Here is a 26,646-nt window from a genome sequence, read left to right on the forward strand (position 1 = left end):
GCCATGGGCGTTTCGCTCGCAGACAACGACGGCGACGACGACGATTTCTCGGAAACGCATGACATCAACGTCACGCCGTTCATCGACGTCATTCTGGTGCTGCTGATCATCTTCATGGTCGCAGCGCCGCTCTCCACGGTCGACCTGCCGATCGACCTGCCGACGTCCAGTGCGACGCCGCAGAAGAAGCCGGACAAGCCGACCTATCTCAGCATCAAGCCCGATCTGACGCTTGCCCTCGGGGAGAACCCGGTCCACCGTGCCGAATTGATCGGGACGCTCGACGGACTGTCCGACATGAGCAAGGATAAATACGTGTTCCTGCGTGCCGACAAGTCGGTGCCGTATGGGGAGTTGATGGGCGTCATGGAGCTCCTGCGCTCAGGCGGCTATACGCGGGTGAAGCTGGTGGCGCTGGAAGGCCCGCCGGGAGCGCCTGCGGCAGGCGCCGCACAGCCTTGAGAAGACACGGCATGTCGGACGAACTCAGACCATCCCGGAAGCTCTGGATCCTCGCGGCGGTGGCCGCGCTCGTGCTCCATCTGGGTGGTGCTGCGCTCGCGCTGGCACATTTGCGCGCTGACGACGACGGCGACGGCCTCGGTGCGAACGGCGCGGAATTCGCGGTGGAGATGGCCTCGCCCAAGGCGCCCGAAACCGATCTGCCGCCCGGGCCTGACAGCGAAGCGATGCAGGAGCAGCAGGCGCTTCCCGAGCAGAAGGCCGAGACCAAGGAGACGGAGCTTCCAAAGGACCAGTCGCAGGAGGTCGAGGATCCCGACCGCGTCGTAACCGAGAACAACGCGAAGAAGCCGACGGAAGACGATCCGAAGATTCAGGCGGTCGAAACGCCGGCCGCCGAAGCCTCGCCGAAATCGGTCGCGACGGCGAGGCAGACGCTCGAGGAGGACGCGCGCGAGGCCGAGAAGGCGCTGGCGCCCGTCATCGGCATCGGCAAGGACATCCTGAAGCTGACGGCCGACTGGAACCGCAAGATCAGCGCGCATTTGTCGCTGCACAAGATCAATCCGGAAGGCAAACATCCCAATAACCAGAAGGTCAAGGTGAGCTTCGCGATCAACCGGAAGGGCAACGTGCTGTCGGTAGATGTCGTGCAGTCATCAGGGGATGCAGCCTACGACGCGGCCGCGGTCTCGATCGTGCGCAAGTCGGATCCGATCCCGCAGCCGCCTGCCGGGCTGACCGAGGACCGGTTCGAGCGGACCGTCGATATCATTTTCACGCCGGCTGACGCGAAAAAGAAGAAGACGGCTCAGCGCCAGTAGAGCCGGATCCCAACATAGACCACGACGAGACAGGCAAAGATCAGCGCCACCGGAAGCGGCCGCTTCTGGGTTCCAGCGGCCGCGCCAGCCCCGAAAAAGCTAGTCGTCTTTGGCTTCGGCGCCGGGCGGCGGAAGGCGGTAACATTGTCCGCTGCCGGCTCTGCCGGGCGCGGACGGACGTCGGGCGGGTTTCCTCCACCGCCCATCTCCGCATAATAGGCCTTGTAGATCGCGCCGATGGTCGCCTCGGTAGCCTCGCCCTCGCTCATCCGAGCCAGCAAGTTCTGGTAGCTCGCGAGGAATTCCTGGGCGCCCGAAGGCAGCGCGGACGCCCCGTTGAGCTTGGCCATCATCTTCCAGGTGGCGAAATCGGCGCGGGCGCGGGTGTCCGCGCGTCGCGCGATCAGCATATCGGCAGCTTTGACCAAGTCGGCCTCTGGCCCTTCGGCTTAAAAGTTCGGGTGCGGCTGTTCAACTACGCATTGCCGGTCATGAAGAGAACAGCCTGAATCACATGACCGGTCAACGTTCGCAGTATTGCTGAAATAACATCAAGATTTAGACCGAACTGGGAACCTGCAAGGGGCAACAGGATCAACAGGCCGATCAGGATCAGCATCCCGAACGGCTCTAGCCGGGCCAGCGGCATGGCGAGGGCGCGCGGCAACAGTCCGACCGCGACGCGCCCGCCATCGAGCGGCGGGATCGGCATCATGTTGAAGACCGCCAGGATGGCGTTGATGATGAGCGCATTCTTGAGGTTGTCGGCGACCCATTTCGCCGAGTTCGCGGGGACAAGGGGCAGGGCGTGGAAGGCGAGGGCCGCTGCAAGCGCCAGCAGGATGTTGGTGGCCGGCCCGGCCAGCGCGACCCAGACCATATCCAGTTTGGGGTTGTTCAGCTTGCGGAAGTTGACCGGCACCGGCTTGGCATAGCCGAACAGGAAGGGCGAGTGCGTAAACAGCAGCATCGCCGGCAGGATCACGGTGCCAAACGGGTCGATGTGCCTGATGGGATTGAAGCTGACGCGGCCGAGCTGCGAGGCCGTGTTGTCCCGGAGCCGGTCCGCGACGAAGGCGTGCGCAGCCTCGTGGAAGGTGATCGCCAGCAACAGCGGGAGCACCCATACCGACAGGTCATAAAAGGAAATGTTCACGGCTCGTTGATCCCGGTTTGTCTGCGGCCTTGCGGACGACCCGGCCAAACCGGTGGTGCGGCAACGCTGGGGCTCAAGATAGGGAGAGCGGTCCCGAAATGCCACGCTGCAAACGGACCGCCGGCGCACGCCGCCGTGCAAATTTATACCGGGATCGTTCCCTGATATTGCACCAGGCCGTCGTCGAGCTTCAGCCAGGCGGGCTTTTCAGAGACCCAGATGTGCTCGGTCGGCGCGAAGGCGTTGCGGTCGTCGAACACGGAGAGGGACACGCCAGCCAGCGTCCCATTGCGTCGCCACGCGAACAGGCGCGTGCCGCAGCGCTTGCAGAACACGCGGTCGATAGCCTCGGACGAGGCATGGCGCTCGGTCTCGCCTTCGACGCTCAGCGCGCGCTGGTCGAATTGCGCGCGGGCAAAGAAGGGCGAGCCCATCGCTTTCTGACAGAGACGGCAATGGCAGACGCGAACGTTGAGCGGTTCGCCCTCCGCCTTGAACCGCACCGCGCCGCACAGGCATCCGCCTTCCCGGATCATGCGGTCCTCAATAGGTTGCGCGTCCGCCCGAGATGTCGAACACCGCGCCTGTCGAGAAGGCGCAATCTTCCGACGCGAGCCAGGCCACCATCGCGGCGAGTTCTTCGACCAGCACGAAGCGCGCCTTTGGAATCTTCGACAGCATGAAGTCGATATGCTGTTGCGTCATCTGGTCGAAGATCGCGGTCTTGGCCGCGGCCGGCGTCACCGCGTTGACGAGGATGTCGTGCGCGGCGAGCTCCTTGCCGAGCGATTTCGTCAGTGCGATCAGGCCTGCCTTCGACGCGGAATAATGCGAGGCGTTCGGATTGCCTTCCTTGCCGGCAATGGAGGCGATGTTCACGATCCGCCCGTATTTCTGCTTGAGCATCACGGGCACAATCGCCTTGCAGACGATGAAGGGACCGTCGAGGTTGATGCGCAGCACCTTGCGCCATTCCTCCAGATCGGTCTCCCAGACCGGCTTGTTGACGCCGGCGATGCCTGCGTTGTTGACCAGGATGTCGATCTTGCCGAACGCGGCCAGCGTCGCATCGCGCGCCTGCTCGACGGCTGCGGTATCGGTGACGTCGACCTTGAAGACCTTGGTCTCACCGCCGATCTCCTTCGCCGTCTTCTCGGCCAGCGCGGCGTCGAAATCCCAGATCGCGACCTTGGCACCGGAGGCGGTGAGGCGCTGGGTGATGGCGCGGCCAAAGCCCTGCGCGCCGCCGGTGACGACGGCGACGCGCCCCTCGAGGTCGATCTTGTTCATGAGACTGATCCTCTGGCCGTCAGAGCATGTAGCCGCCGTCGACGACGAGGTCGACGCCGGTGGTGAAGGCGCTTTCGTCGCTGCCGAGATAGACCGCCATCGATGCGATCTCGTCGGCGGTGCCGAGCCGACCCATCATCTGGCGGGAGATGAACATCTCCTTGCCCTGCGGGCCCTGTGCGGCGGCGCGGTCGAGCATCGAGGGCGTTTCGACGGTGCCGGGGCAGATCGAGTTGCAGCGGATGCCCTTGGTGATGAAGTCGAGCGCGACCGCGCGGGTCAGCAGCGACACTGCCGCTTTCGAGGCGCTGTAGACGTAGCGGTTCGCCGGCGGCCTCAAGGCCGCGCAGGACGAAATGTTGACGATGCTGCCGCCGCCGGCCGCGAGCATCTCGGGCAGGAACGCCTTGATGGTCCGGTGCATCGACTTGACGTTGAGGTCGAACGAGAAATCGAAATCCTCTTCCGAGCACTCCAGGATGGTGCCGTGGTGCACGAAGCCCGCCGCATTCAGCAGGATGTCGATCTTGCCGATGCGCTTGGCGAAGGCGTTGACGTCGGCGGTGTTGCGCACGTCGAGCTTGGCAACCTCGGCGATGCCTTCCTTGGTCAGATCAGCGATGCCGGCTTCGTTGATATCGGTCGCGATGACGGTTGCGCCTTCACGCGCGAATGCGAGAGCGCAGGCGCGCCCGATGCCGGCGGCCGCAGCCGTGATGACGGCACGCTTGCCCTTGAGGCGGTTGGCCATTTTGTTTTTCTCCTTCTTGATTCTCTGTCCGCCGTCATTGCGAGGAGCACTTGCGACGAAGCAATCCAGGCTGTCTCCGTGGACAAATCTCTGGATTGCTTCGCTTCGCCCGCAATGACGGTGTGGCTATCAGTGGTTATCCCGCGCCACGCCGAACGTGCCGGCGACGTTCTGGTAGCGGGTGGCGAGCTCCATGCAGGCGCCGGTCGATTGCTGGCCGACGGTGTTGCGGTAGATCTCCTGCCACGGCGTCTGGTTTGGCGGATGCTTGAAGCCGCCATTGGCCTTGAGGTCGGCGTGGCGCTTCTTCAGCTCCTCGTCCGAGATCAGGATGTTGGCGCTGCCCTTGTTGAGGTCGATGCGGACCTTGTCGCCGGTCTTGAGGATGGCAAGTCCGCCGTTGGCGGCTGCTTCCGGCGAGGCGTTCAGGATCGAGGGCGAGCCCGAGGTGCCGGACTGGCGGCCGTCGCCGATGCAGGGCAGGGCGAGGATGCCGCGTTTGATCAGCGCTGCCGGCGGCTGCATGTTCACGACCTCGGCGCCGCCGGGGTAGCCGATCGGGCCGGTGCCGCGGACGAACAGCATGCAATGCTCGTCGATGTCGAGCGAAGCATCGTCGATCCGCGCGTGATAGTCCTCGGGTCCCTCGAACACGATGGCGCGGCCCTCGAAGGCGCCGGGGTCCTTCGAATTGCTGAGATAGCGGTCGCGGAATTCCTTGGAGATCACGCTGGTCTTCATGATCGCAGAATCGAACAGATTGCCCTTCAGCACCAGGAAGCCGGCATCCTTCACCAGCGGCTTGTCGTAAGCCCAGATCACGTCGTTGTCCGGCTTCGGCGCATCCTTGCAGTTCTCGCCGATGCCGCGGCCGTTGACGGTGACGGCGTCCTCATGGATGCGCTTGTGCTTCATCAATTCGCGCACCACGGCGGGCACGCCGCCGGCGCGGTGGAATTCCTCGCCGAGATAGAAGCCGGCCGGCTGCATGTTGACCAGCAGCGGCACGTCGTGGCCGACCTTCTGCCAGTCTTCGATGGTGAGTTCGACGCCGATGTGACGGGCCAGCGCGTTGATGTGGATCGGCGCGTTGGTCGAGCCGCCGATCGCCGAATTGATCACGATGCAGTTCTCGAACGCCTTGCGGGTCAGGATGTCCGAGGGCTTGAGGTCTTCCCACACCATCTCGACGGCGCGTTTTCCCGTCTCGTAGGCGATCTGGCCGCGCTCGCGGTAGGGGGCCGGGATCGCAGCACATCCCGGCAGCGAGAAGCCAAGCGCTTCGGCAAGACCGTTCATGGTCGAGGCCGTGCCCATGGTGTTGCAATGGCCGACCGACGGCGCCGACGAGGCCACGATCTCCATGAACTCTTCATAGTCGATCTCGCCCGCGGCGAGCCGCTCGCGCGACTTCCAGACGATGGTGCCGGAGCCGGTGCGCTCGCCGGCATGCCAGCCGTTGAGCATCGGGCCGCCCGACAGCACGATCGCGGGCAGGTTCACGGTCGCCGCCGCCATCATGCAGGCCGGCGTGGTCTTGTCGCAGCCGGTGGTCAGCACCACACCATCGAGCGGATAGCCGTAGAGGATCTCGACCAGGCCGAGATAAGCGAGGTTGCGGTCGAGTGCGGCGGTCGGGCGCTTGCCGGTCTCCTGGATCGGATGGGTCGGGAATTCCATCGCAATGCCGCCGGCCTCGCGGATGCCCTCGCGTACGCGATGGGCGAGCTCGATATGGTGGCGGTTGCAGGGAGAGAGGTCGTTGCCGGTCTGGGCGATGCCGATGATCGGCTTGCCGGACTGCAGCTCGGCACGGGTGAGGCCGTAATTGAGGTAGCGCTCCATGTAGAGCGCCGTCATGCCGGGATTATGCGGGTTATTGAACCATTCCTGCGAGCGAAGGTGGCGGCGGGAGCCGTTGCCGGCGGGGGCATGCCCATTGGTTGGCTTTTTTGTCATTGGTTTCTCCTGCAATGCAAACGCACTGGCGTCCGTCCACTTACATCAGTCCTGGGGCGTCGGCTTGTGCGATGCCCAATGGCGCCAATGACGGATCGCTGGCCCGCTGGCGGGTCGTTTCCTCACAAAAGCGATACTAGTCATGGCTACTTGGTAACGCTACCATTTTGTTCGTCGCGCCCGCGCCTGAAACGGCTGGCCTGCTGTCCGAATGGCGCGGCAATGAACTTTGCCGTTCGATCACCCTGAAGCCGAGATCGAGCACCGGCCGCTCCGGGCGCTGTCCGTCGATCGCCTCGATCAGCATGGTGGCGGCCGTCCTGCCCATCTCGTAGCGGTTGGTGCGCACGCTGGTGAGGGTGGGGACGGCGGAGGCCATGAATTCCAGGTCGTTGAAGCCGACGATCGCGATCTGCTCGGGCACGGCGATCTCGCGGCGTCGGCATTCGAACAGCACGCCGAGCGCGAGGTCGTCATTGGCGCAGAACACCGCATCGAGATTGGGCTCGGCCGCCAGAAGATCGGTGAACAGGGCGCCGCCCAGCGTCACCGAGGTCGGCGTCGCCGTGGTGACGACGAGGCGCTGCTCGAACGACCCGGCGTCTTTCATGGCCGAGACATATCCGTCCAGCCGCCGCTGCACCCTGGGATCCATGCGCGCGCCGACGAAGCCGATCTTGCGGCGGCCCTGTTCGAACAGGTGCGCAACGGCTGCGCGGGCTGCATCATAGTGCGAAAAGCCGATCATCATGTCGACCGGATCGGGGCCGATCTCCATGATCTGCACGATCGGGCAATCGGCGGCCTCGAGCATGGCGCGCGATTCCGGGGTCTGGTCGATACCGGTGACGATCAGCCCGGCTGGCTTCTGCGCGAGAAACAGCCGCAGCAGCTTTTCTTCCTGCAGAATGCTGTAGCGCGTGTTCGACAACTGGATTGAGTAGCGGCTGCCTTCGGACGCGTCGTAGATGCCGCGCAGCACGTCCGAGAAGACGTTGTTGGTGAGAGAGGGGATCAAGACACCGATGACCTCGGTGCGTTGCGAGGCTAGCGCGCGGGCCGCAAGGTTCGGCACATAGCCGAGCTCCTTGGCGGCGCTCTCGACTCGCGTCCGCTTGCCGATCGACAGGGCGTCCGGATTACGGAAGAAGCGGGACGCCGTAATCGGGCTGACGCCGGCAAGCTCGGCGACTTCCGCCAGCCGGATCTTGCCTGACTTGGTGCGTTTTCGACCCATTTGCTGCTCTTAACACAGTCATTCCCGCAAACAAAGGAACGTTGACAGCGCTACCAGCAACGACTAACCAAAGACAAATTGCCAAAACCGCACAAACTGCCGACAATGTTGCTCGCTAAGATCGGGCCGAGTTCGGTAAAGTCTGAAAAAACAAGACGGTCGCGGCGCTAGAGGCGTCGTGGACTTTCGAGGAGGGAGCTAGATGTCGTCTGTGCAAATCCGCGACGTGCGGAAATCGTTCGGCAATTTTGAAGTCCTGCACGGCGTGACTGTACCTATCGAGGACGGCCAGTTCGTCGTTCTGGTCGGCCCCTCCGGCTGCGGCAAGTCGACGCTTCTGCGCATGCTCGCCGGTCTCGAGAACATCACCTCCGGCACGATCTCGATCGGTGACCGCGTCGTCAACAATGTCCAGCCCAAGGAGCGGGACATTGCGATGGTCTTCCAGAACTACGCGCTCTATCCGCACATGACGGTCGCCGACAACATGGGCTTTTCGCTGAAGCTGCGGAACGCAGGCGCCGACGAGATCAACAAGCGCGTCAAGCGCGCCGCCGAGATCCTCGCGCTGGGACCGTTGCTCGATCGCTATCCGCGCCAGCTCTCCGGCGGTCAGCGCCAGCGCGTTGCGATGGGCCGCGCCATCGTGCGTGATCCGCAAGTCTTCCTGTTCGACGAGCCGTTGTCCAACCTCGACGCCAAGCTGCGCGTCGCCATGCGCACCGAGATCAAGGAGCTGCACCAGCGGCTGAAGACGACGACCGTCTACGTCACCCACGACCAGATCGAAGCCATGACCATGGCCGACAAGATCGTCGTCATGCATGACGGCATCGTCGAGCAGATGGGCACGCCGCTCGAGCTCTATGACAAGCCCGACAACCAGTTCGTCGCCGGTTTCATCGGCTCGCCCGCGATGAACTTCCTGAAGGGGCATGTGCGGGTCAACGGCGTTGCGACCTTCGAGGGGCCGAACGGGGTCAAGCTGCCGCTCAAGACCGCGCCCGCGGCGTCCGACGGCCGTCCCGCGGTGTACGGCGTGCGGCCCGAGCATTTCACCATCGCCGACGACGGCGCCGAAGCCGAGATCGTGGTGGTGGAGCCGACCGGCTCGGAGACGCAGGTGTTCGCCAAGATCGGCGGCGAGCAGGTCGTCGCGGTGTTCCGCGAACGCCATCAGTTCAACCCGGGCGACAAGATCCGGCTGAAGCCCGAGCCGTCACTGGTGCATCTGTTCGACGAGACGACGGGGAAGCGCCTGAACGCGTAGCGTAAGACCAAGTCAAGACAATAAAAAAGCATCACAGGGAGGACACCATGCAAGACTTTACCCGCCGGACTCTGCTTCAAGGCGGAACGGCATTGGCTGCGACCGGCATGCTCACCGGGCCGGCGCTGTTCGATTTCGCCAAAGCCTGGGCACAGAGCTCGCCCTGGAAAGCGGAGCCCGGCGCCAAGCTGACCGTGATGCGCTGGAAGCGCTTCGTGCCGGCCGAGGACGATGCGTTCAACGCCATGGTCGCCGCGTTCAAGGCCGCCACCGGCACCGAGATGAACGTGTTCAGCGAATCCTTCGAGGACGTGCAGCCGAAGGCGTCGGTTGCGGCCAACACCGGCTCCGGACTCGATCTCGCCTGGGGCCTGCACACGCTGCCGCAGCTGTTCCCCACCAAAGTGCTGAAGATGAACGACGTCGCCGATTATCTCGGCAAGAAATACGGCGGCTGGACCGACGCGGCCGCCAAGACCTGCAAGCAGGGCAACGACTGGCTCGGCATTCCCGTCGCGACCAACGGCGGTTACATGACGTACCGCAAGTCGGCGCTCGACAAGGCGGGGTTCAAGGAATTCCCGAAGGACTTCCCCGGCTTCCTCGAGATGTGCAAGGCGCTGAAGGCGAACAACACGCCGGCCGGCTTCGCACTCGGTCATGCCTCGGGTGACGGCAATTCGTGGCTGCACTGGGTTCTCTGGGGTCACGGCGCCTACACCGTCGACCAGAACGACAAGATCATCATCAATTCGCCGGAGACGGCGAAGGCGCTCGAATATTGCAAGGCGCTGTACGACGCCTTCATCCCGGGCACCGCGTCCTGGAACGATTCCTCCAACAACAAGGCGTTCCTCGCCGGCGAGCTCTACTGCACGGCGAACGGCATCTCGATCTACGTCGCCGCCAAGACCGATGCGAGCAAGAAGGAGCTCGCCGAGGACACCTATCACGCGCTCTGGCCAGTTGGACCGGTCGGCAAGCCGACCGAGCTGCAGCTTGCGCTGCCGATCCTCGCCTTCAACTTCACCAAATATCCGAATGCGTCAAAGGCCTTCATCGCCTTCATGCTGGAGAAGGAGAACTACGAGAAGTGGCTGGACGGCGCGCAGGGCTATCTGACGCAGACCCTGAACGCCTATGAATCGGCGCCGATCTGGAAGGCTGATCCCAAGAACGAGGTCTTTTCTCAGGCCTCCAAGCGCACTCTGCCGGCCGCCGGTATCGGCACCGTCGGCGAAAAGGCGGCAACTGCCATCGCCGACTTCATCGTCGTCGACATGTTCGCCAACTACTGCACCGGCACCAAGGATGCGAAGGGCTCGATGGCGGAAGCCGAGCGCCAGTTGAAGCGCATCTATCGCTGAGCGTCACGGAGCGGGCGGCCATCCGGCCGCCCGCTCGTCAACATTTCGATCAGGGATATCGGGCATGGCTGATGTCGCAATTCCCCGGGCCAAGCCTCAGATGATCGAGGCCAACGCCTGGACCCAGCTCAAACACAATCGTAACTGGCTCGGCTTCTGGTTCATGGTGCCGGCCATGGCGTTCCTGATCTTCTTCCTGGCCTATCCTCTGGGGCTCGGCATCTGGCTGTCCTTCACCGACACCCGCATCGGCAGGGTCGGGCAGTTCGTCGGCACCGAGAACTACGAGTGGCTGTGGGACGATTCCATCTTCTGGCTGTCGGTGTTCAACACGCTGCTCTACACCACGGTCGCAAGCGCCATCAAATTCGCGGTCGGGCTCTATCTCGCGCTGCTGCTGAACGAGAATATGCCGTTCAAGGCGATGCTGCGCGCGATGGTGCTGATCCCCTTCATCGTGCCGACGGTGCTCTCGGCGCTGGCGTTCTGGTGGATCTTCGATTCGCAATTCTCGATCATCTCGTGGTCGCTGAAGCATCTCGGCCTGATCAACCAGAACATCAACTTCCTCGGTGACACGACCTGGGCGCGCATTTGCGTGATCTTCGCCAATATCTGGCGCGGCGTGCCGTTCGTGGCGATCACGCTGCTGGCGGGCCTGCAGACGGTGTCGCCGTCGCTCTATGAAGCGGCGACGCTCGACGGCGCCACGCGCTGGCAGAATTTCCGCTTCATCACCTATCCGCTGCTGACCCCGATCATCGCCGTCGTGATGACGTTCTCGGTGCTGTTCACCTTCACCGACTTCCAGCTGATCTGGGCGATGACGCGCGGCGGCCCGGTCAACGCCACCCATCTGATGGCGACGCTGTCCTACCAGCGCGCGATCATCGCCGGGCAGCTCGGCGAGGGCGCGGCGATATCCAGTGCCATGATTCCGTTCCTGCTCGCCGCGATCATGGTGTCCTGGTTCGGCCTGCAGCGCAGGAAATGGCAGCAGGGAGAGAACAATGACTGATCTGCCGACCAGGTCGATTGATCTCAAGGCCGTGCTATCGGGGTCCTCTCCGACGGCGGCGAAGGACGATCACAGCGAGGGTATGAGCTATCTGCAGTCGGTGCCGCGCCGGCTCGTGACGCTGTACCTGCCGCTCACGATCATCGTCGTCGTCCTCCTGTTTCCGTTCTACTGGATGGCGCTGACCTCGGTGAAGCCGGACGACCAGCTGCTCGATCTCGACAAGTTCAATCCGTTCTGGACCTGGAATCCGACCTTCAAGCATTTCCACAAGCTGCTGTTCGAGAGCTACTATCCGCACTGGCTCTGGAACACGATGTATGTGGCGATCTGCGCCACGATGCTCTCGATCATCGCATCGGTGCTGGCTGCCTACGCCATCGTGCGCTTGCGCTACAAGGGCGCCAACCTCGTCGGCGGGCTGATCTTCCTCGCTTACCTGGTGCCGCCGTCGATCCTGTTCATCCCGCTCGCCACCGTCGTGTTCCAGTACGGCCTGTTCGACTCGCCGCTGGCGCTGATCCTGACCTATCCGACCATCCTGATCCCGTTCTCGACCTGGCTCTTGATGGGCTATTTCAAGACCATCCCGTTCGAGCTCGAGGAATGCGCGCTGATCGACGGGGCGAGCCGTTGGCAGATCCTGACCAAGATCGTGCTGCCGCTCGCGATCCCCGGGCTCATCTCGGCCTTCATCTTCTGCTTCACGCTGTGCTGGAACGAGTTCATCTACGCGTTGACCTTCCTGCAGTCGACCAGCAACAAGACGGTGCCGGTCGCGATCGTCAACGAGTTCGTGGATGGTGACATCTACCGCTGGGGCTCGCTGATGGCCGGAGCCTTGGCCGGCTCGCTGCCGCTCGTCATCCTTTACGCCTTCTTCGTGGAGCATTATGTGTCCGCGATGACCGGCGCCGTGAAGGAATAGTCGCGGGGTCTGCACGGGAGCGCGCCCGGGAGAACTGCCAAAGGCTGCGCGTTCCGGCCAATAAGAAGGAGTTGAGCTCTTGCATATCCTGGTTCTGGGCGCCGCCGGTATGGTCGGCCGCAAACTCTGTGAACGACTGTTGCGTGACGGCCGGCTGGGTAAGAGCGACATCACCAGGCTGACCCTGCATGACGTGGTCGAGCCCAAGCAGCCGGAAAAGGCTGGTTTCCCCGTCGAGACGGTGTCGGGCGATTTCGCCGTGCCGGGCGCGGCCGAAAAGCTGATCGCCGGCCGCCCGGACGTGATTTTCCATCTCGCCGCGATCGTCTCGGGCGAAGCCGAACTCGATTTCGACAAGGGCTACCGCATCAATCTCGACGGCACGCGGATGCTGCTCGACGCCGTCAGGCTCGTGGGCGGCGGCTACAAGCCCCGCGTGGTATTCACGTCCTCGATCGCGGTGTTCGGCGCGCCGTTCCCCGATGCCATCGGCGACGAGTTCTTTCACACCCCGCTGCTCAGCTATGGCACCCAGAAGGCGATCGGCGAACTCCTGCTGGCCGATTATTCGCGCCGCGGCTTCCTCGACGGCATCGGCATCCGCCTGCCGACCATCTGCATCCGGCCCGGCCTGCCCAACAAGGCGGCATCGGGCTTCTTCTCCAACATCCTGCGCGAGCCGCTGGCCGGCAAGGAGGCGATCCTCCCGGTGTCCGAGGACGTCCGTCACTGGCACGCCACGCCGCGCTCCGCGGTCGGCTTCCTGCTGCACGCCGGCACCATGGACCTCGAAAAGGTCGGCCCGCGCCGCAACCTGACCATGCCGGGCCTGTCGGCGACGGTCGGCGAGCAGATCGCCGCCTTGAAGCGGGTTGCGGGCGACAAGGTCGCCGCGCGCATCAAGCGCGAGCCTGATCCGTTCATCGTCGGCATCGTCGGCGGCTGGCCGCGCAATTTCAATGCGAAGCGGTCGCTCGAGCTCGGCTTCACGACCGCCGAGAAGACCTTCGACGACATCATCCGCATTCACATCGAGGACGAACTCGGCGGCAATTTCGTCGCCTGATCTCCGGCAGAGCGGGTACCCGAGATGGCGAGCGTTGCTTGCATCGGCGAATGCATGGTCGAGCTCAGGCAGGCGCAAAGCGGCGCGTCTGCCGGGCAGGGCGGCGGGCTGTACTCGCGCGGCTTCGGCGGTGACACCCTCAACACCGCCGTCTATCTGGCGCGGCTCGAGGTCAAGGTCGACTATCTCACCGCGCTTGGCGACGACGCCCTGAGCGACGAGATGATCGCAGCCTGGACCGCGGAGAACGTCGGCACACGCCGCGTCGTGCGGCTCGCGGGCAAGCTGCCAGGCCTCTACATGATTCAGACGGATGCGAACGGCGAGCGCCAGTTCTTCCACTGGCGCGACAGCGCGGCGGCGCGGCAGCTGATGAGTCTGCCGGAGACCGGCGAGTTGCTCAACTCGCTGATGAGCTACGACATCATCTATCTCTCCGCGATCACGCTTTCGATCTACGATCAAGCCGGGCGCGAGCGCCTGTTCGCGGCGATCAAGCGGGCGCGCCTGCTCGGCACCCGCTTCGTGTTCGACACCAACTTTCGCGCACGCGGCTGGCCGGACCGCGACGTCGCCCGCGAGGTGTTCGATGCGGCCTTCGCGGCCGCCGACATCGTGCTGACCTCGACCGAGGACCTGCTCGCGCTCTATCCCGGCGAGAGTAACGAGCAGCTCATGGCGCGCATCCTGACATCAGAGCTGGTGTTCCGCCTCGCCGAGCCGGTGAGCCTGCTGCGCTTCCCCGGGGCGACCCACGAGGTCCGCGCCGAGCCGATGACCAACCCTGTCGTCGACACCACAGCGGCCGGCGACAGCTTCGCCGCGGCCTATATCGCGGCCCGGCTCGCCGGTTCCGACCCGGTCGAGGCCGCCCAGGCCGGGCATCGCCTCGCCAGCGTCGTGATCTGCTATGCCGGCGCCATCATTCCGGGCTATGCCATGCCGCCGAAGAAACGGCACCGGCCGGCGACCTCCCGCCAGGCGACCAAATAAAGATCGAAACCTATGACCACGACCGCCCAACAGAACCACCTTGCCGCGCTGTTCAAGGCGGCAACCGTGATCCCCGTGCTCACCATCGAGCGCATCCAGGATGCCGTGCCGCTCGCGCGGGCGCTGGTGGCCGGCGGCGTCCGCACGCTGGAGGTGACCATGCGCACCCCCGTTGCGATCGAAGCGGCGCGGGCGATGATGTCCGAAGTCCCCGAGGCGGTCGTCGGCATCGGTACGATCCTCAATCCGGCCGACTTCACCCGTGTCGAGAAGCTCGGCGTCGCCTTCGCCATCAGCCCGGGCCTGACCCCGGATCTCCTCAAGGCCGCAGCCCACAGCTCCCTGCCGTTCGCGCCGGGTATCGCCACCGCGTCTGAGCTGATGATGGCGCTGTCGCACGGCTTCGACGTCGCAAAGTTCTTCCCGGCCGAGCAGGCCGGCGGCATCAAGGGCCTCCGCTCGCTCGGCGGACCGTTCCCGAACGTGCGGTTCTGCCCGACCGGCGGCATCGGCGAGGCCAATGCGGCGAGCTGGCTCGCCGAGCCCAACGTGCTCTGCGTCGGCGGGTCCTGGCTGTGCCCGTCCGCCGAGATCAAGGCCGGGAACTGGGCCGGCATAACTGCCATCTGCCAGCGCACCCTCAAGGCCCTGAAACCCGCGTGAAGTCTTGCCATCGCTGGGCTAAGACTTAGCTCAGGAAGAGACCCCCAGGGAGAGATGACCATGACCGCCAGCATCGTCGGATGGGCGCATACACCGTTCGGCAAGTTCGACACCGAAACCGTCGAAAGCCTCGTCACCCGCGTGGCCAATGAGGCGATGGCCGATGCCGGCATTTCGGCCGGCGATGTCGACGAGATCGTGCTCGGCCATTTCAACGCCGGCTTCTCGGCGCAGGATTTTACCGCCTCGCTGGTGCTCCAGGCCGACCCCAAGCTGCGCTTCAAGCCGGCGACGCGGGTCGAGAATGCCTGCGCCACCGGCTCGGCCGCCGTGCATCAGGGCCTGCGCGCGATCGCCGCGGGCGCCGCCAAGATCGTCCTGGTGGTCGGCGTCGAGCAGATGACCCGCACCCCGGGCCCCGAGATCGGCAAGAACCTGCTCAAGGCGTCCTATCTGCCCGAGGACGGCGACACCGTCGGCGGCTTCGCCGGCGTGTTTGGCAAGATCGCCAGCTCCTATTTCCAGAAATACGGCGATCAGTCCGACGCGCTGGCGCTGATCGCGGCCAAGAACCACAAGAACGGCGTTGCCAATCCCTTCGCCCAGATGCGCAAGGATTTCGGCTTCGACTTCTGCCGTGCCGAGAGCGAGAAGAACCCTTTCGTTGCCGGTCCCCTGAAGCGGACCGATTGCTCGCTGGTCTCCGACGGCGCCGCGGCGCTGGTGCTGGCCGATGCCGAGACCGCCAAGACGATGACCAAGTCGATCGGCTTCCGCGCCACCGCGCATGCCCAGGACTTCCTGCCGATGTCCAAGCGCGACATCCTCCAATTCGAGGGCTGCACGGTCGCCTGGCAGCGCGCGCTGGAGCAGGCCGGCGTCACGCTCAACGATCTCTCCTTCGTCGAGACACATGACTGCTTCACCGTGGCCGAGCTGATCGAATACGAGGCGATGGGCCTGACGCCGAGGGGGCAGGGTGCCCGCGCCATCAAGGAAGGCTGGACGCTCAAGGACGGCAAGTTGCCGGTCAATCCGTCCGGCGGCCTGAAGTCCAAGGGCCATCCGATCGGCGCCACCGGCGTTTCCATGCATGTGATGACAGCGATGCAACTCGCCGGCCAGGCCCCCGAGGGCATGCAGCTCAAGAACGCAAAGCTCGGCGGCATCTTCAACATGGGCGGCGCCGCGGTCGCCAACTACGTCTCCGTGCTGGAGCCGCTGAAATAAGGCTCTCGTCGGGGTGGGCAAAGGCGCGAAGGCGCCGTGCCCACCATCTTCCTTGCGTTAGATCATGGTGAGCCCGCTTCGCTTGGCCCATCTTAACGCACCTGATTGATTGGCGGAAAAGCATCATGAGCACTGACTACGAAGACTCGCTGTCGATGGACGCACTCAACGATCGCATCGCGATCCTCGAGGACAACATAAGGCAGCTCATCGAGCAGGCCGCTGCCGCCTCGGGCGAACAGAACGAGTCGCGCATCGCCGACCGGATCAGCCAGCAGAACGAAGAGCTCGACCGGCTCCTCAAGATCCGCGAATCCCGCCAGAAGAAATAGCGGCCGATATCACCGCGCGACGCATGCGGCCATACGCACGCTGCCCTTGCGCGTGCGGCACCGCTGCCCTTAGCTGGGCCGAAATCGCGGGGCCGCGTTTTGATCCCCCGCGCGATCGGGAGTGAACGAATGGGGCCGCTGAAGGGCGTCAAGGTCGTCGACATGACCACCGTGCTGATGGGGCCTTACGCGACCCAGATGCTCGGGGACTACGGCGCAGATGTCGTCAAGGTGGAATCGCTCGACGGCGACGTCACCCGCCTGATCGGCCCGATGCGCCACGCCGGTATGGGTCCGGTGTTCCTCAACACCAACCGCAGCAAGCGCTCGATCTGCCTCGATCTCAAGAAGCCCGCGGGCCGCGAGGCGGTGCTGCGGCTGCTGAAGGACGCCGACGTATTGGTCTACAACGTCCGCCCGCAGGCGATGGCGCGGCTTCAGCTCGGCTACGACGTCGTCTCCGAGATCAATCCGCGCCTGGTCTATGCCGGCGTGTTCGGCTTCGGCCAGGACGGGCCTTATGCGGCAAAGCCCGCCTATGACGATCTGATCCAGGGCGCCACCGCGCTGCCGGCCTTGATGGCGCAGACCGGCGACGGTGTGCCGCGCTACGTGCCGAATGCGCTGGTCGACCGCATCGTCGGCCTCACCGCGGTCGGCGCGATCTGCGCCAGCCTCGTCCATCGCGACCGCACCGGCCGCGGCCAGCGGGTCGACATCCCGATGTTCGAGACCATGGCGGGCTTCGTCATGGGCGACCACATGGGCGGGCTCACCTACGAGCCGCCGCTCGACAAGGGTGGCTATGCCCGCCACCTCTCGCGCGACCGCAGGCCTTACAAGACCTCGGACGGCTATCTCAGCGTCATCGTCTACAACGACAAGCAGTGGGAGAATTTCTTCAAGGCGACGGCGCGCGATGATCTGCGCGCCGATCCCAAATTCGCGACCTTCGCCGGCCGCGCCGCGAACATCGACGTCGTCTATGCCGAGCTCGCGCGCATCTTCGAGACGCGCCCCACCGCCGAATGGATCGACCTGCTGACCAGGGCCGACGTGCCTGTGATGCCGATGCATGATTTGCAGGGTGTGCTCCACGACGAGCATCTGGAGGCGACGAAGTTCTTCCCGGTCGTGAATCATCCGACCGAGGGGCCGATCCGCAGCATGAAGGTGACGGCGACCTGGTCGGAAACCGAGGCAGAGCCGGTGCGGCTGGCGCCGCGGCTGAACGAGCATGGCGCGGAGATTCTTCGCGAGATCGGATACTCCCCAGACGAGTTCGCCGCCATGGTCCGCGACGGCATCACGCGATCAGTGCCGGAGTAGGGGGTGACAATAGCTCTCTCATCCGTCATTCCGGGGCGCGCCCTCTTGGGCGCGCGCCCGGAATCCATTCCTCCTCCGCACATGCCGCTCGATGGATTCCGGGCTCGGCCCTTCGGGCTGCCCAGGAATGACAGGGAGGAGAGAACATGAGCTTTATCACCGGCGTCGGCCTCACGCCGTTCGGCAAGCATGAAGGCTCGTCCTCGCTCGACCTGATGAGCCAGGCGGCACAAGCAGCGCTCGACGACGCAGGCCTGAAGCGCTCCGACATCGACGGCATTCTGTGCGGCTATTCCACCGTCTCGCCCCACATCATGCTGGCGACCGTGTTCGCCGAGCACTTTGGCATTCGCCCGTCTTATGCGCATGCCGTACAGGTCGGCGGCGCCACGGGGCTCGCGATGACGATGCTCGCGCATCATCTCGTCGAAGCAGGCGTCGCGCGCAACGTGCTCGTCGTCGCCGGCGAGAACCGTCTCACCGGGCAGAGCCGCGACGCCTCGATCCAGGCGCTGGCGCAGGTCGGCCATCCCGACTACGAGGTGCCGCTGGGCCCGACCATCCCCGCCTATTACGGCCTCGTCGCCACGCGCTATATGCACGAATACGGCGTGACCGAACGGGACCTCGCCGAGTTCGCGGTGCTGATGCGCGCCCACGCCTGCACCCATCCCGGCGCGCAATTCCAAGAGCCCATCACCGTCGCCGACGTCATGGACTCGAAGCCGGTTGCGATGCCGCTCAAGCTGCTCGATTGCTGCCCGGTGTCCGACGGCGGCGCGGCTTTCATCATCAGCCACGAACGGACCGGCGAGGCGGGCGTGCGCATCCGGGGCTGCGCCCAGGCTCACACGCATCAGCATGTCACGGCGGCGCCGGCACTCAGCGAGCTCGGTGCGGAAATCTCGATCGCGCGCGCCAAGGAAGCCACGGGCCTGGAGATCTCCGACGTGCGCTACGCCGCGATCTACGACAGCTTTACGATCACGCTCGCGATGCTGCTGGAGGACCTCGGCCTTGCCGGCCGCGGCGAGGCCGCAGCCCGCGTGCGATCAGGCCATTTCAGCCGAGACGGCGCGATGCCGCTGAACACCCATGGTGGCCTGCTCAGCTACGGCCATTGCGGCGTCGGCGGCGCGATGGCGCATCTGGTCGAGGCGCATTTGCAGATGACGGGGCGGGCGGCTTCCCGCCAGGTGCGCGACGCCTCGATCGCGCTGCTGCATGGCGACGGCGGCGTGCTGTCGTCGCACGTGAGCATGTTCCTGGAGCGGGTGCGATGAGCGGGCGAATCGTGGACTGGACCAGGGGCGAGGAGGCCATCACCTACCAGACCTGCGGCGACTGCGGCCATGTGCAGTATTTCCACCGCGCCTTCTGCGGGGCGTGTGGCGAATCGAATCCGCGCGAGCAGCGCGCCAGCGGCAAGGGCACAGTGTACGCGACCTCGCTGGTCTGCCGCGCCGCGACGCCTGAGACCCGCGCTCACGTGCCCTACAACATCTTGCTGGTCGATTGCGCCGAGGGCTTTCGGATGATGGCTCACGGTGAGAACGATCTTGCTATCGGCGATACGGTCACCGCGAGCTTCAGGCCGTTTGCCGGCAAGCTCGTGCCGTTCTTCACGAAGGAAACGTAAGTGGATTCGTCATTCGGGGGCGGTCAGACGACCGAGCCTGGAACGGGTATTCTGGGCCTGGCCTGCCAGGGCCGCGCTTTGCGCGGTCCCGGGAGAGCCACCCCGGAATGACGAAAACTCTTGCTAACGCAACTCCAACTCAACGCCCGTAGAACAAGATGCTGGCGATGACGAGCATCGCTGTCACCGCCAGCATATGCGCGAGCGCTCCCGAGGCCGCCCCCTTGGTGGCTTCCTTCATGCCTTTTCTCCCTAGACTTGGGCGTGACTCATCGTTGTGCGGCTAGCGCACCCGACGGCCAATTGTTTTACTCGGAACACCCCATTTGCGAGTACTCACCGCGATGTGTCCCCACGCGGCGAATATCGACTATCTCAGGGTCGATCAGCAATGCGGCGGCATTTTGACTCGATGTTGTTGCTCCCAAGGACGCGCAAGAATAGAGTTTCGCGGAACTTTCGCCGCTGGCGACAAAAAGCATCAAAAATTCAGGGAAAACTTCAGGAAAATCATGGCCCGCATCGATTACAGCGACCTGTCCAAGGCATCCGATCGCACCCGCGAAATTCTCGACAAGAATCGCAATGCCAACATCTTCCGCATGATGGCGCACTCGCCGAGTTACTTCGAGCAGTACTGCCGTTTGGGCGGCGCCATCCGCCACAAGGGTGAGCTCGATCCGGTCGTGCGCGAGCTCGCGATCACCCGCACCGGCATCTTGTGCGAGGCACCGTACGAGATCGTCGCACACAAACGGATCGGCAAGAATTTCGGCGTCACCGACGCTCAGAACGAGGCGCTCGAGAACTGGCAGGCCGCGACCTGCTTCGACGAGGTCCAGCGCGCCGCGCTCGCCTTCACCGACGAGATCGTGAAGCTGAAGAAGCCGACCGACGCGACCTTCAAGTCGGTCGCAGCAAAACTGACGCCGGCCGCGCTGGTCGAGTTGCAGCTTTCGGTCGGCTTCTACATCATGACCTCGAAATTCCTGGAGACGTTCGAGATCGATCTTCAACCCGTCACCGAAGTGGTGGGCTGATCGAAGCACCGCGATGAGGGATGCCGATGACGATCGATGAATATGCGGCCTGGGCCGCGAGCGTCGCGAAAGTCGATGAGCATCCCTCCAACGAGCGGCTGTCCTATCTCGGGCTCGGCCTGGCCGGTGAGGCCGGCGAGGTCGCCGAGCACATCAAGAAGCTGCTGCGCGACGACTGGCTCGACAAGGCGGGGCTCGTCGATGAGCTCGGCGATGTCATCTATTACTGGGCCTGCCTGTGTGCCGCGACCGGCCAGCAGCCATCCGAACTGCTCATGGCAAGCGCCGCCAAGATCAAGCGGCGGCTGAGCGAGGCGGCGAGCCGGTAGAGAACGGCGCCAACTGAAGACAAGACAGCTTCCACAGCGTCATGGCCGGGCTCTTCCCGGCCATCCACGTCTTGCAAGCGGTAAGAAGAGCGTGGATGCCCGGGACGAGCCCGGGCATGACGACGTCTTGCGGAGCAAGGTCGACAGTCATCACGTCGACGTCAGGATATCCACCTTGGCATTGGCCACGATCAGGCGATCGGCCAGTAGTTTCGCCAGGTTGCGCATGATGCGCTCGCTGGCGTGCGGGTGCTGCTCGCGGAAGCGCTCGAAATCTTTCAGCGGGACTTCGTACGCCGTCGCGGCCATGTCGGCGAAGACGTCGGCCGAGCGCGTCGGCTCCAGCAGCGCCATCTCGCCAAAGGCCATACCGGCGGTGAGCGTTGCCAGTCGTACGCCGTCGGGCAAGGTGACGTGCACCGCGCCGCTGCGCAGAAAGAACAGCGAATTGGCGGGATCGCCCGTGGTGAGAATCTTGGCGCCGGACTGATAGGTGCGGATGGTGCAGATCGATGCGAGGTCCGTCAGCTCGTCCTCGCCGAGGCCCTCGAGCAGGGGCTGCTCGGCAAGTTCGGTGGTCTCGTGGAAGTCGATCGAGCCGCCATAGCGGTAGACGATCTGATCTTCGGCCCATTCGATCGCGGTGTCGAGCAGATAGAAGTCGCGGACGTTCTTCAGCTCGGCGGTCCATTCCCGCAGCGTATCCCATTCCCTCGATGCGCGCCTGACGCCTGACAGCACCACCGTCACGTTGAGTGCGGCGAGCTCCTCGAACGCTTCGGCGACCAGCCGCGCGCCGGCGCGGGTGGTGGAGGTGACGCGGTGGAGATCGAAGATCACGAATTGGGGACGGGGCCGGGCGGCGAGCCGCCGGGAGACGTAGTCCACCGCCGACAGCGACAGCGTGCCGACCAGCTCGATGATCCGCACCTCCTGCTCATGGGCGGCGAGGATCTCGCGCTCCTGCGGCCGCCGTACGCGACGTGACGGGCTCTTGCCGATGTCGTAGTCGGCGATGACGGCGTTGCGGGCGTCGTCGCTGCGGTTGAGCATGTGCAGGTCGTAATGCGCCGACAACGCCTCGCAGACCTTGATGCCGCGCACGCTGTTGCCGTGCTTGTCGAGCTTCGGCGAATAGCTGCCGAGCCCGAGGCGGGCGGGGAGAGCGGCGAGGATGCCGCCGCCGACGCCGCTCTTGGCGGGGATGCCGATCCGGTAGATCCATTCGCCGGCATAGTCGTACATGCCCGAGGATGTCATCACCGACAGCGTGCGGGAGATCGCGTAGGCGCTCAACACCTGCTCGCCCGTGACCGGATTTACGCCGCGATTGGCGAGCGTTGCCGCCATCACCGCGATGTCGCGCGCGGTGACCAGCACCGCGCATTGCCGGAAATAGACGTCGAGGACGCCTGCGACGTTGTCCGAGATCACCGCATTGGTCTTCAGGAGGTAGCCGATGGCGCGGTTGCGGTCGCCGGTCTGGCTCTCCGAGCCGTAGACGGCTTCGTCCACGGCGAGATCGCGGCCTGCGAAGCGGCTCAGCGCGAGGCGGATCTGTTCGAAGGCCTCGGGCCCCTTGCTGTCGTAGATCAACCCGGTGCAGGCGATCGCGCCGGCATTGACCATCGGGTTGAACGGATGGTTGTCGGCGTTGAGCCGGATCGAGTTGAAGGGATCTCCCGACGGCTCGACGCCGATCGCGCTCTCGACCCGGCCTGCACCGAGCAGGTCCAGCGCCAGCGCGAACACGAACGGCTTCGACATGGACTGGATGGTGAAGGGCACTCTGGTGTCGCCGACTTCGTAGACATGGCCGTCCAGTGTCGCGAGGCTGATGCCAAAACAGGCAGGATCAGCCTTGCTCAGTTCGGGAATGTAATTGGCGACACTGCCTGAAGTTTCGGCAGAGAATTCGTTGAGGCAATTGTCCAGAAACCGCAGCAAGGGCGGCTTCGAGCGGGTCCAGGCGGCGGCGAGAGGCGAGAGTGGGGTCATCGCCTCTCTTGTGCAACGCAATCAGGGTACGCGCAACCCGTTCGGCACCATGGTCTGCCGTCGGACCAGCAGCAGGGCGAGCAGGACCGTGGGCAGGAGGATGCCAAGGCCGAGCAGCGTCACCTGCATCTGCGACAGCGGCATGATCCCGCCGCCCGGCGTTGCCACCACGAAGCCGCCGATCACCAGCAGCACGCGGATCGGCCATTCGAGGCCGCCTGCGCCGCGGAGATCCCCGACGAAGGGCTGGTAGCCCTGGATGCCGCCGCAGATGAACAGCGTGCCGAACGCAGCGAGTCCCATCAGGCCGAGGCCGGCCAGATACGGGCTCGGCCCCTGCAGCACCAGCGCCGGATTGAGCACGAAGAAGAACGGGATGAAATAGATGATGCTGCCGACCCACATCGATTCCCAGCCCGTCTTCATCGCCGGCGAGCCGGCAATGCCGGCAGCGGCGAAGGAGGCGATCGCGACCGGCGGCGTGATCGACGACAGCATGCCCCAATAGAAGATGAACATGTGCACCGCCATCTTGTTCAGCCCGAGCTTTTCCAGCGCCGGCGCGACCAGGATGGCCAGGAAGATATAGCAGGCCGTCGTCGTCAGCCCGAGGCCGAGGATGAGGCTGGTGAGCGCGCACATGCCGAGCAGCAGAAACGGATTGTCGCCGGCAATATGCAGGAGGTCGTTGGCAAGGCTCGACACCACGCCGGTCATCGAGAACGCGCCGATCAGCAGGCCGCATCCGGCGAGAATGCCGACCAGCTCGACGAAGGTGCGGCCGTTGACCTCCAAGAATTTACCGATGGTCGCAAAGGTCCAGCGCGTATCCTTGGAGAAGAGCTGGTTGAGCACCAGCAGCAGGGCGGTAGCGTAGAACGGCGCGTGGCTCTCGCGCTTGAAGTAGAGCAGCATCACGATCAGCAGCGCGATGACGAACACGTAATACCAGCCGTCCTTGATCGTATCCATGATCCGCGGCAGCTCGGCGCGCGGAATGCCCTTCAGCCCATGGCGCGCGGCGTAGGAATCGACCTGCATGAACAGCCCGATATAATAGAGCACGGCCGGAATGATCGCGGCGAGCGCGACGTCGGCGTAGTTGACATTGAGGAATTGCGCGATCACGAAGGCGGTCGCGCCCATCACCGGCGGCGCCAGCACCGCGCCGGTGGAGGCGCAGGCCTCGATCGCGGCGGCATAGGAGGCGCGGAAGCCGCTCTTCTTCATCACGGGGATGGTCATGGTGCCGGCGGTCAGCACGTTGGAGATGATCGAGCCCGACATCATGCCGAGCAGGCCGCTGGCAAAGATGCAGACCTTCGCCGCGCCGCCGCGGAACGTGCCGCACAGCGCAAAGGCGAGGTTGATGAAGAACTTTCCAGCGCCGGTCATCATCAGCGCAGTGCCGAACACCAGGAAGCCGATCACGGTGTCGGCGAAGGCCTGGATGGGGATGCCGAGCAGGCTCTCGCCGGACAGCACGTGATAGGCGGTTGCCTGCTCCAGTGTCGATTGCGTGCCGCGGAACGGCCCGAGCCAGCCGGATTCGGCGAACAGCGGATAGAGCGTGAAAGGGAGCACGCTCAACAGCAGGCTCCAGCCGCCGGTGCGGCGCAGCGCCTCCATCAATATCGCCCACATCACGAGGCCCGCCGCGATCACGTTGGTCGGCGCGCCGCCGAATTCCCAACCGGCTTCCGCCGCCTTGCGTACGCTCGACATCAGGAGCAGCGCCGCGGCGAAAGTCGCGACGAACAGGACGAGGTCGTACCAGGGAATGCGGTCGAGCGGCGCACGATTCGTGCCCGGAAAGATCAGGAAGGTGAACGGCAGCATCAACGCGATCAGGAGATAGAAATATTCCGTGTTGAGCTGGGTGTAGCCGATGAAGAAGCGCAGCGAGAATTGCTGGTTGATGCAGAGCAGGATCGTCGCCGCGGTCGCCGCCACCAGCGCCCAGCGCCACGCGCCGCGCAAGGTGCGCACGCGCGTCACCTCCGCTTCCTGCATGTTGGCGGCGGCGCCGTGCGGATCGTCGAACACGACCCGCTTGGGCTCGTCTTGCGGGGCGATGGAGGTGGAAACAGAAGACATCATCGACCCCGCGCGTGGGCAGTTGAACGTTACAGATTAATCCTCGAACCCGTTCGGCATGTCGGCCTTCGCAAGCGCCGCCGCGCGGGCCTTCATCCAGCCGTCGAGGAATGCCTTGTCGTCCGACGGGGGATTGGACTTGCCGTAATCGGTCCACGCGGCTGCCAGCACCTCTTGCCGCTTGGTCAGTCTGTTGTTGTGCGTCTCCTGCGCATCGCTCCATTGCCCGGCTTCCTTCAGCGCCTTCACCGAGCCGGGATGCACCGGCACCACCCAGTTCTTGGTCTGGCGGTCGGCCGCGAGCCCGCCGGCGCCGGGCGCCGAATCCTTGTAGGCATCGTAATTCGTGATCATCGCCTTGGTGATCGCATAGACCTGGTCGGCCGGCTGCGAGGCGTAGGCGACGAAGATCGGGTAGGGGTAGTTGCCGAGCTCGACCGGCTTGTCCGGCGAGATGCCGGCACCGCAGGTCGCGGTTTGCGGGAAGAAGAACGAGCCGACCTTCTGCATCCGCGCCCAGCCTTCCTTGTCCTTGGCGGGCAGCGGCGGCCAGATCAGGCCGCGCGGCGAGGTCTCGGCTTCCTTGGCGGGGCCGGTGATGGTGGTGCCGAAAGCGGCATCGACGTCGTTGTTGATCAGCCCTTTCCACATCGCGCCGTAGCTTGCGAATTCGACGGCTTTGACGTCCTTCTGAGTCAGTCCGGCAAATGCGAGTACGGCGAGCGAGTTCTGGTTCAGCGCGGGCGAGCCGACCACGAAGCCGACGCGCTTGCCCTTGAGGTCCTTCAGCTCCTTCACGCCGGTGTCGGCGGCGACGCCGAGCGAACCGCAATTGCAGTCCACGGTCGAAAGCAGGATCTGGAGCGGCTGCGGGCCCCATTCCTTCGCGCCGAACTCGAACACGCCTTCCTGCGCGAAATAGGTGCCGGATCCCATCGCCGAGGAGGCGGCGCGCTTGGCGCGCAGCGGCGCGAGGCGGGCGACGTCGTTGCCTGCGGGCAGCACGCGCACGTCGGTGCCGTATTTGTCCTTCATCATCTTGCCGACGCCGACGGCGATGTTGAAGCCGGCAGTTCCGGTGTCATAGGCGGTGAACGTCAACGTCGCCGGCAGCTTGATGTCTTCGGCGAACGAATAGCGTGTAGACGCAAAAGAAATGCCGGCCACCAAGGCAGGCGCGAGCATGAGCAGCCCACGAAGCATGTTTCCCTCCAATGAACTTCGCGTTCGCCGCGAAGATTTTCGTTCTTTGTTTGAAACAGAGTTTGTTTGCGACGGATCATGTCATCCGTATCAGGCGATGGCAACGCCGTACCGCGCATGTAGGAATGAGACTGACAGATTGCCGCGGAAACAATGGAGAGCGAGCCAGCTCGCGATGATCGCAGCCGCCTGTCCCTCCGCCACGACGTCATCGAGCTTCATTGGACGCGACGTGATCATGCCGCGGGCGGGCGAGGATACCGGCATCTCCATCTTCATGGCTTCGCCGATTACAATTTCATCGCCATCCGCAACGGTTCCTCCAACTTGCACGGGAGTTGCGCAGACGCACTGCGCGACTTCCGTGACGCATCTTAATTTCTGGCATGCCATCGCCTTTTTGTTGTCGCCGCAAAATGAGTGAGGTAGCGTCATCTCCAAGTGGAATTTAATTCCGCACAGCGG

General features: G+C 64.3%; 26 protein-coding genes and 1 pseudogene. 16 read left to right on the forward strand and 11 right to left on the reverse strand.

Annotated elements, in window-relative coordinates; translation table 11 throughout:
• The first annotated feature begins 3 nt into the window (after nt 1-3).
• Together exbD and C7G42_RS27955 are read left to right on the forward strand one after the other, a co-directional pair.
• Nucleotides 4-462, forward strand: a complete 459-nt coding sequence (exbD, locus tag C7G42_RS27950) for a TonB system transport protein ExbD (RefSeq protein WP_106952141.1) — start codon at nt 4-6, stop codon at nt 460-462.
• A gap of 11 nt (nt 463-473) precedes the next feature.
• On the forward strand, nt 474-1,286 hold the full coding sequence (locus C7G42_RS27955; RefSeq protein ID WP_106952142.1) for an energy transducer TonB: 813 nt from the start codon (nt 474-476) through the stop codon (nt 1,284-1,286).
• Here the strand turns inward: C7G42_RS27955 and C7G42_RS27960 are convergent.
• From C7G42_RS27960 to gntR, 7 genes are all read right to left on the reverse strand, one after another.
• Nucleotides 1,274-1,696, reverse strand: a complete 423-nt coding sequence (locus tag C7G42_RS27960; RefSeq protein WP_106952284.1) for a hypothetical protein — start codon at nt 1,694-1,696, stop codon at nt 1,274-1,276. The two genes, C7G42_RS27955 and C7G42_RS27960, sit on opposite strands and share 13 nt — an antisense overlap.
• Nucleotides 1,697-1,761: 65 nt before the next feature.
• Nucleotides 1,762-2,442: a site-2 protease family protein gene (locus tag C7G42_RS27965; protein WP_106952143.1), complete on the reverse strand. Its 681-nt coding sequence runs from the start codon at nt 2,440-2,442 to the stop codon at nt 1,762-1,764.
• A 143-nt stretch (nt 2,443-2,585) separates the two neighbouring features.
• Nucleotides 2,586-2,978, reverse strand: a complete 393-nt coding sequence (locus tag C7G42_RS27970; protein WP_106952144.1) for a GFA family protein — start codon at nt 2,976-2,978, stop codon at nt 2,586-2,588.
• Between the two features lie 7 nt (nt 2,979-2,985).
• Nucleotides 2,986-3,732, reverse strand: a complete 747-nt coding sequence (locus tag C7G42_RS27975) for an SDR family NAD(P)-dependent oxidoreductase (protein ID WP_106952145.1) — start codon at nt 3,730-3,732, stop codon at nt 2,986-2,988.
• Nucleotides 3,733-3,751: 19 nt separating this feature from the next.
• On the reverse strand, nt 3,752-4,483 hold the full coding sequence (locus C7G42_RS27980; RefSeq protein WP_106952146.1) for an SDR family oxidoreductase: 732 nt from the start codon (nt 4,481-4,483) through the stop codon (nt 3,752-3,754).
• A gap of 129 nt (nt 4,484-4,612) precedes the next feature.
• Nucleotides 4,613-6,442 (reverse strand): IlvD/Edd family dehydratase, encoded by a 1,830-nt coding sequence (locus C7G42_RS27985; RefSeq protein WP_106952147.1) that lies wholly within the window; start codon nt 6,440-6,442, stop codon nt 4,613-4,615.
• Between the two features lie 136 nt (nt 6,443-6,578).
• Nucleotides 6,579-7,679 carry an HTH-type transcriptional regulator GntR gene (gntR, locus tag C7G42_RS27990; protein ID WP_106952148.1) on the reverse strand — a complete coding sequence of 367 codons (1,101 nt, stop codon included), beginning with the start codon at nt 7,677-7,679 and terminating at the stop codon, nt 6,579-6,581.
• Between the two features lie 202 nt (nt 7,680-7,881).
• Between gntR and C7G42_RS27995 the strand changes: the two genes are divergently transcribed.
• From C7G42_RS27995 to C7G42_RS28060, 14 genes are all read left to right on the forward strand, one after another.
• Entirely contained in the window at nt 7,882-8,949 is a 1,068-nt protein-coding gene (locus tag C7G42_RS27995) for an ABC transporter ATP-binding protein (RefSeq protein WP_094896537.1), read from the forward strand.
• Between the two features lie 47 nt (nt 8,950-8,996).
• Nucleotides 8,997-10,316 carry an ABC transporter substrate-binding protein gene (locus tag C7G42_RS28000; RefSeq protein WP_106952149.1) on the forward strand — a complete coding sequence of 440 codons (1,320 nt, stop codon included), beginning with the start codon at nt 8,997-8,999 and terminating at the stop codon, nt 10,314-10,316.
• A gap of 100 nt (nt 10,317-10,416) precedes the next feature.
• Nucleotides 10,417-11,334: a carbohydrate ABC transporter permease gene (locus C7G42_RS28005; RefSeq protein ID WP_199581196.1), complete on the forward strand. Its 918-nt coding sequence runs from the start codon at nt 10,417-10,419 to the stop codon at nt 11,332-11,334.
• Complete coding sequence (locus C7G42_RS28010; protein ID WP_106952151.1) at nt 11,327-12,262, forward strand: carbohydrate ABC transporter permease; 936 nt, start codon at nt 11,327-11,329, stop codon at nt 12,260-12,262. The genes C7G42_RS28005 and C7G42_RS28010 overlap by 8 nt, the downstream gene beginning before the upstream one ends.
• 79 nt (nt 12,263-12,341) lie before the next feature.
• Nucleotides 12,342-13,328: a D-erythronate dehydrogenase gene (gene denD, locus C7G42_RS28015; protein ID WP_106952152.1), complete on the forward strand. Its 987-nt coding sequence runs from the start codon at nt 12,342-12,344 to the stop codon at nt 13,326-13,328.
• Between the two features lie 24 nt (nt 13,329-13,352).
• Nucleotides 13,353-14,321 (forward strand): sugar kinase, encoded by a 969-nt coding sequence (locus tag C7G42_RS28020; RefSeq protein WP_106952153.1) that lies wholly within the window; start codon nt 13,353-13,355, stop codon nt 14,319-14,321.
• Nucleotides 14,322-14,333: 12 nt separating this feature from the next.
• A complete protein-coding gene (eda, locus tag C7G42_RS28025; protein WP_106952154.1) occupies nt 14,334-14,984 on the forward strand; it encodes a bifunctional 4-hydroxy-2-oxoglutarate aldolase/2-dehydro-3-deoxy-phosphogluconate aldolase in 651 nt (216 codons plus the stop codon).
• A 60-nt stretch (nt 14,985-15,044) separates the two neighbouring features.
• Nucleotides 15,045-16,214: an acetyl-CoA acetyltransferase gene (locus C7G42_RS28030; RefSeq protein WP_106952155.1), complete on the forward strand. Its 1,170-nt coding sequence runs from the start codon at nt 15,045-15,047 to the stop codon at nt 16,212-16,214.
• Between the two features lie 125 nt (nt 16,215-16,339).
• A complete protein-coding gene (locus tag C7G42_RS28035) occupies nt 16,340-16,546 on the forward strand; it encodes a hypothetical protein (protein WP_035674530.1) in 207 nt (68 codons plus the stop codon).
• A 129-nt stretch (nt 16,547-16,675) separates the two neighbouring features.
• A complete protein-coding gene (locus C7G42_RS28040) occupies nt 16,676-17,875 on the forward strand; it encodes a CaiB/BaiF CoA transferase family protein (protein ID WP_106952156.1) in 1,200 nt (399 codons plus the stop codon).
• Between the two features lie 146 nt (nt 17,876-18,021).
• Nucleotides 18,022-19,158, forward strand: coding sequence for a thiolase family protein (locus C7G42_RS28045; RefSeq protein WP_106952157.1), 1,137 nt, complete (start codon nt 18,022-18,024; stop codon nt 19,156-19,158).
• Nucleotides 19,155-19,514: a Zn-ribbon domain-containing OB-fold protein gene (locus tag C7G42_RS28050; RefSeq protein WP_106952158.1), complete on the forward strand. Its 360-nt coding sequence runs from the start codon at nt 19,155-19,157 to the stop codon at nt 19,512-19,514. Before C7G42_RS28045 ends, C7G42_RS28050 begins: the two co-directional genes overlap by 4 nt.
• Before the next feature lie 512 nt (nt 19,515-20,026).
• Nucleotides 20,027-20,554: a carboxymuconolactone decarboxylase family protein gene (locus tag C7G42_RS28055; RefSeq protein ID WP_106952159.1), complete on the forward strand. Its 528-nt coding sequence runs from the start codon at nt 20,027-20,029 to the stop codon at nt 20,552-20,554.
• Nucleotides 20,555-20,580: 26 nt separating this feature from the next.
• A complete protein-coding gene (locus C7G42_RS28060) occupies nt 20,581-20,883 on the forward strand; it encodes a nucleoside triphosphate pyrophosphohydrolase family protein (RefSeq protein WP_199581188.1) in 303 nt (100 codons plus the stop codon).
• A 150-nt stretch (nt 20,884-21,033) separates the two neighbouring features.
• On the opposite strand, the gene glsA is transcribed toward C7G42_RS28060, so the two are convergent.
• The 4 genes and pseudogenes from glsA to C7G42_RS28080 all read right to left on the reverse strand — a co-directional run.
• On the reverse strand, nt 21,034-22,881 hold the full coding sequence (gene glsA, locus C7G42_RS28065; RefSeq protein WP_106952161.1) for a glutaminase A: 1,848 nt from the start codon (nt 22,879-22,881) through the stop codon (nt 21,034-21,036).
• 21 nt (nt 22,882-22,902) lie between these two features.
• Complete coding sequence (locus C7G42_RS28070; RefSeq protein WP_106952285.1) at nt 22,903-24,978, reverse strand: TRAP transporter permease; 2,076 nt, start codon at nt 24,976-24,978, stop codon at nt 22,903-22,905.
• A gap of 36 nt (nt 24,979-25,014) precedes the next feature.
• Nucleotides 25,015-26,181, reverse strand: coding sequence for a TAXI family TRAP transporter solute-binding subunit (locus tag C7G42_RS28075; protein WP_106952162.1), 1,167 nt, complete (start codon nt 26,179-26,181; stop codon nt 25,015-25,017).
• A 168-nt stretch (nt 26,182-26,349) separates the two neighbouring features.
• Nucleotides 26,350-26,569, reverse strand: a pseudogene (locus C7G42_RS28080) (biotin/lipoyl-containing protein); the annotation flags it as partial.
• Between the last annotated feature and the right edge of the window lie 77 nt (nt 26,570-26,646).

It is taken from the genome of Bradyrhizobium sp. MOS003 (assembly GCF_003020125.1).
In the GTDB taxonomy this organism is placed as follows: Bacteria; Pseudomonadota; Alphaproteobacteria; order Rhizobiales; family Xanthobacteraceae; genus Bradyrhizobium.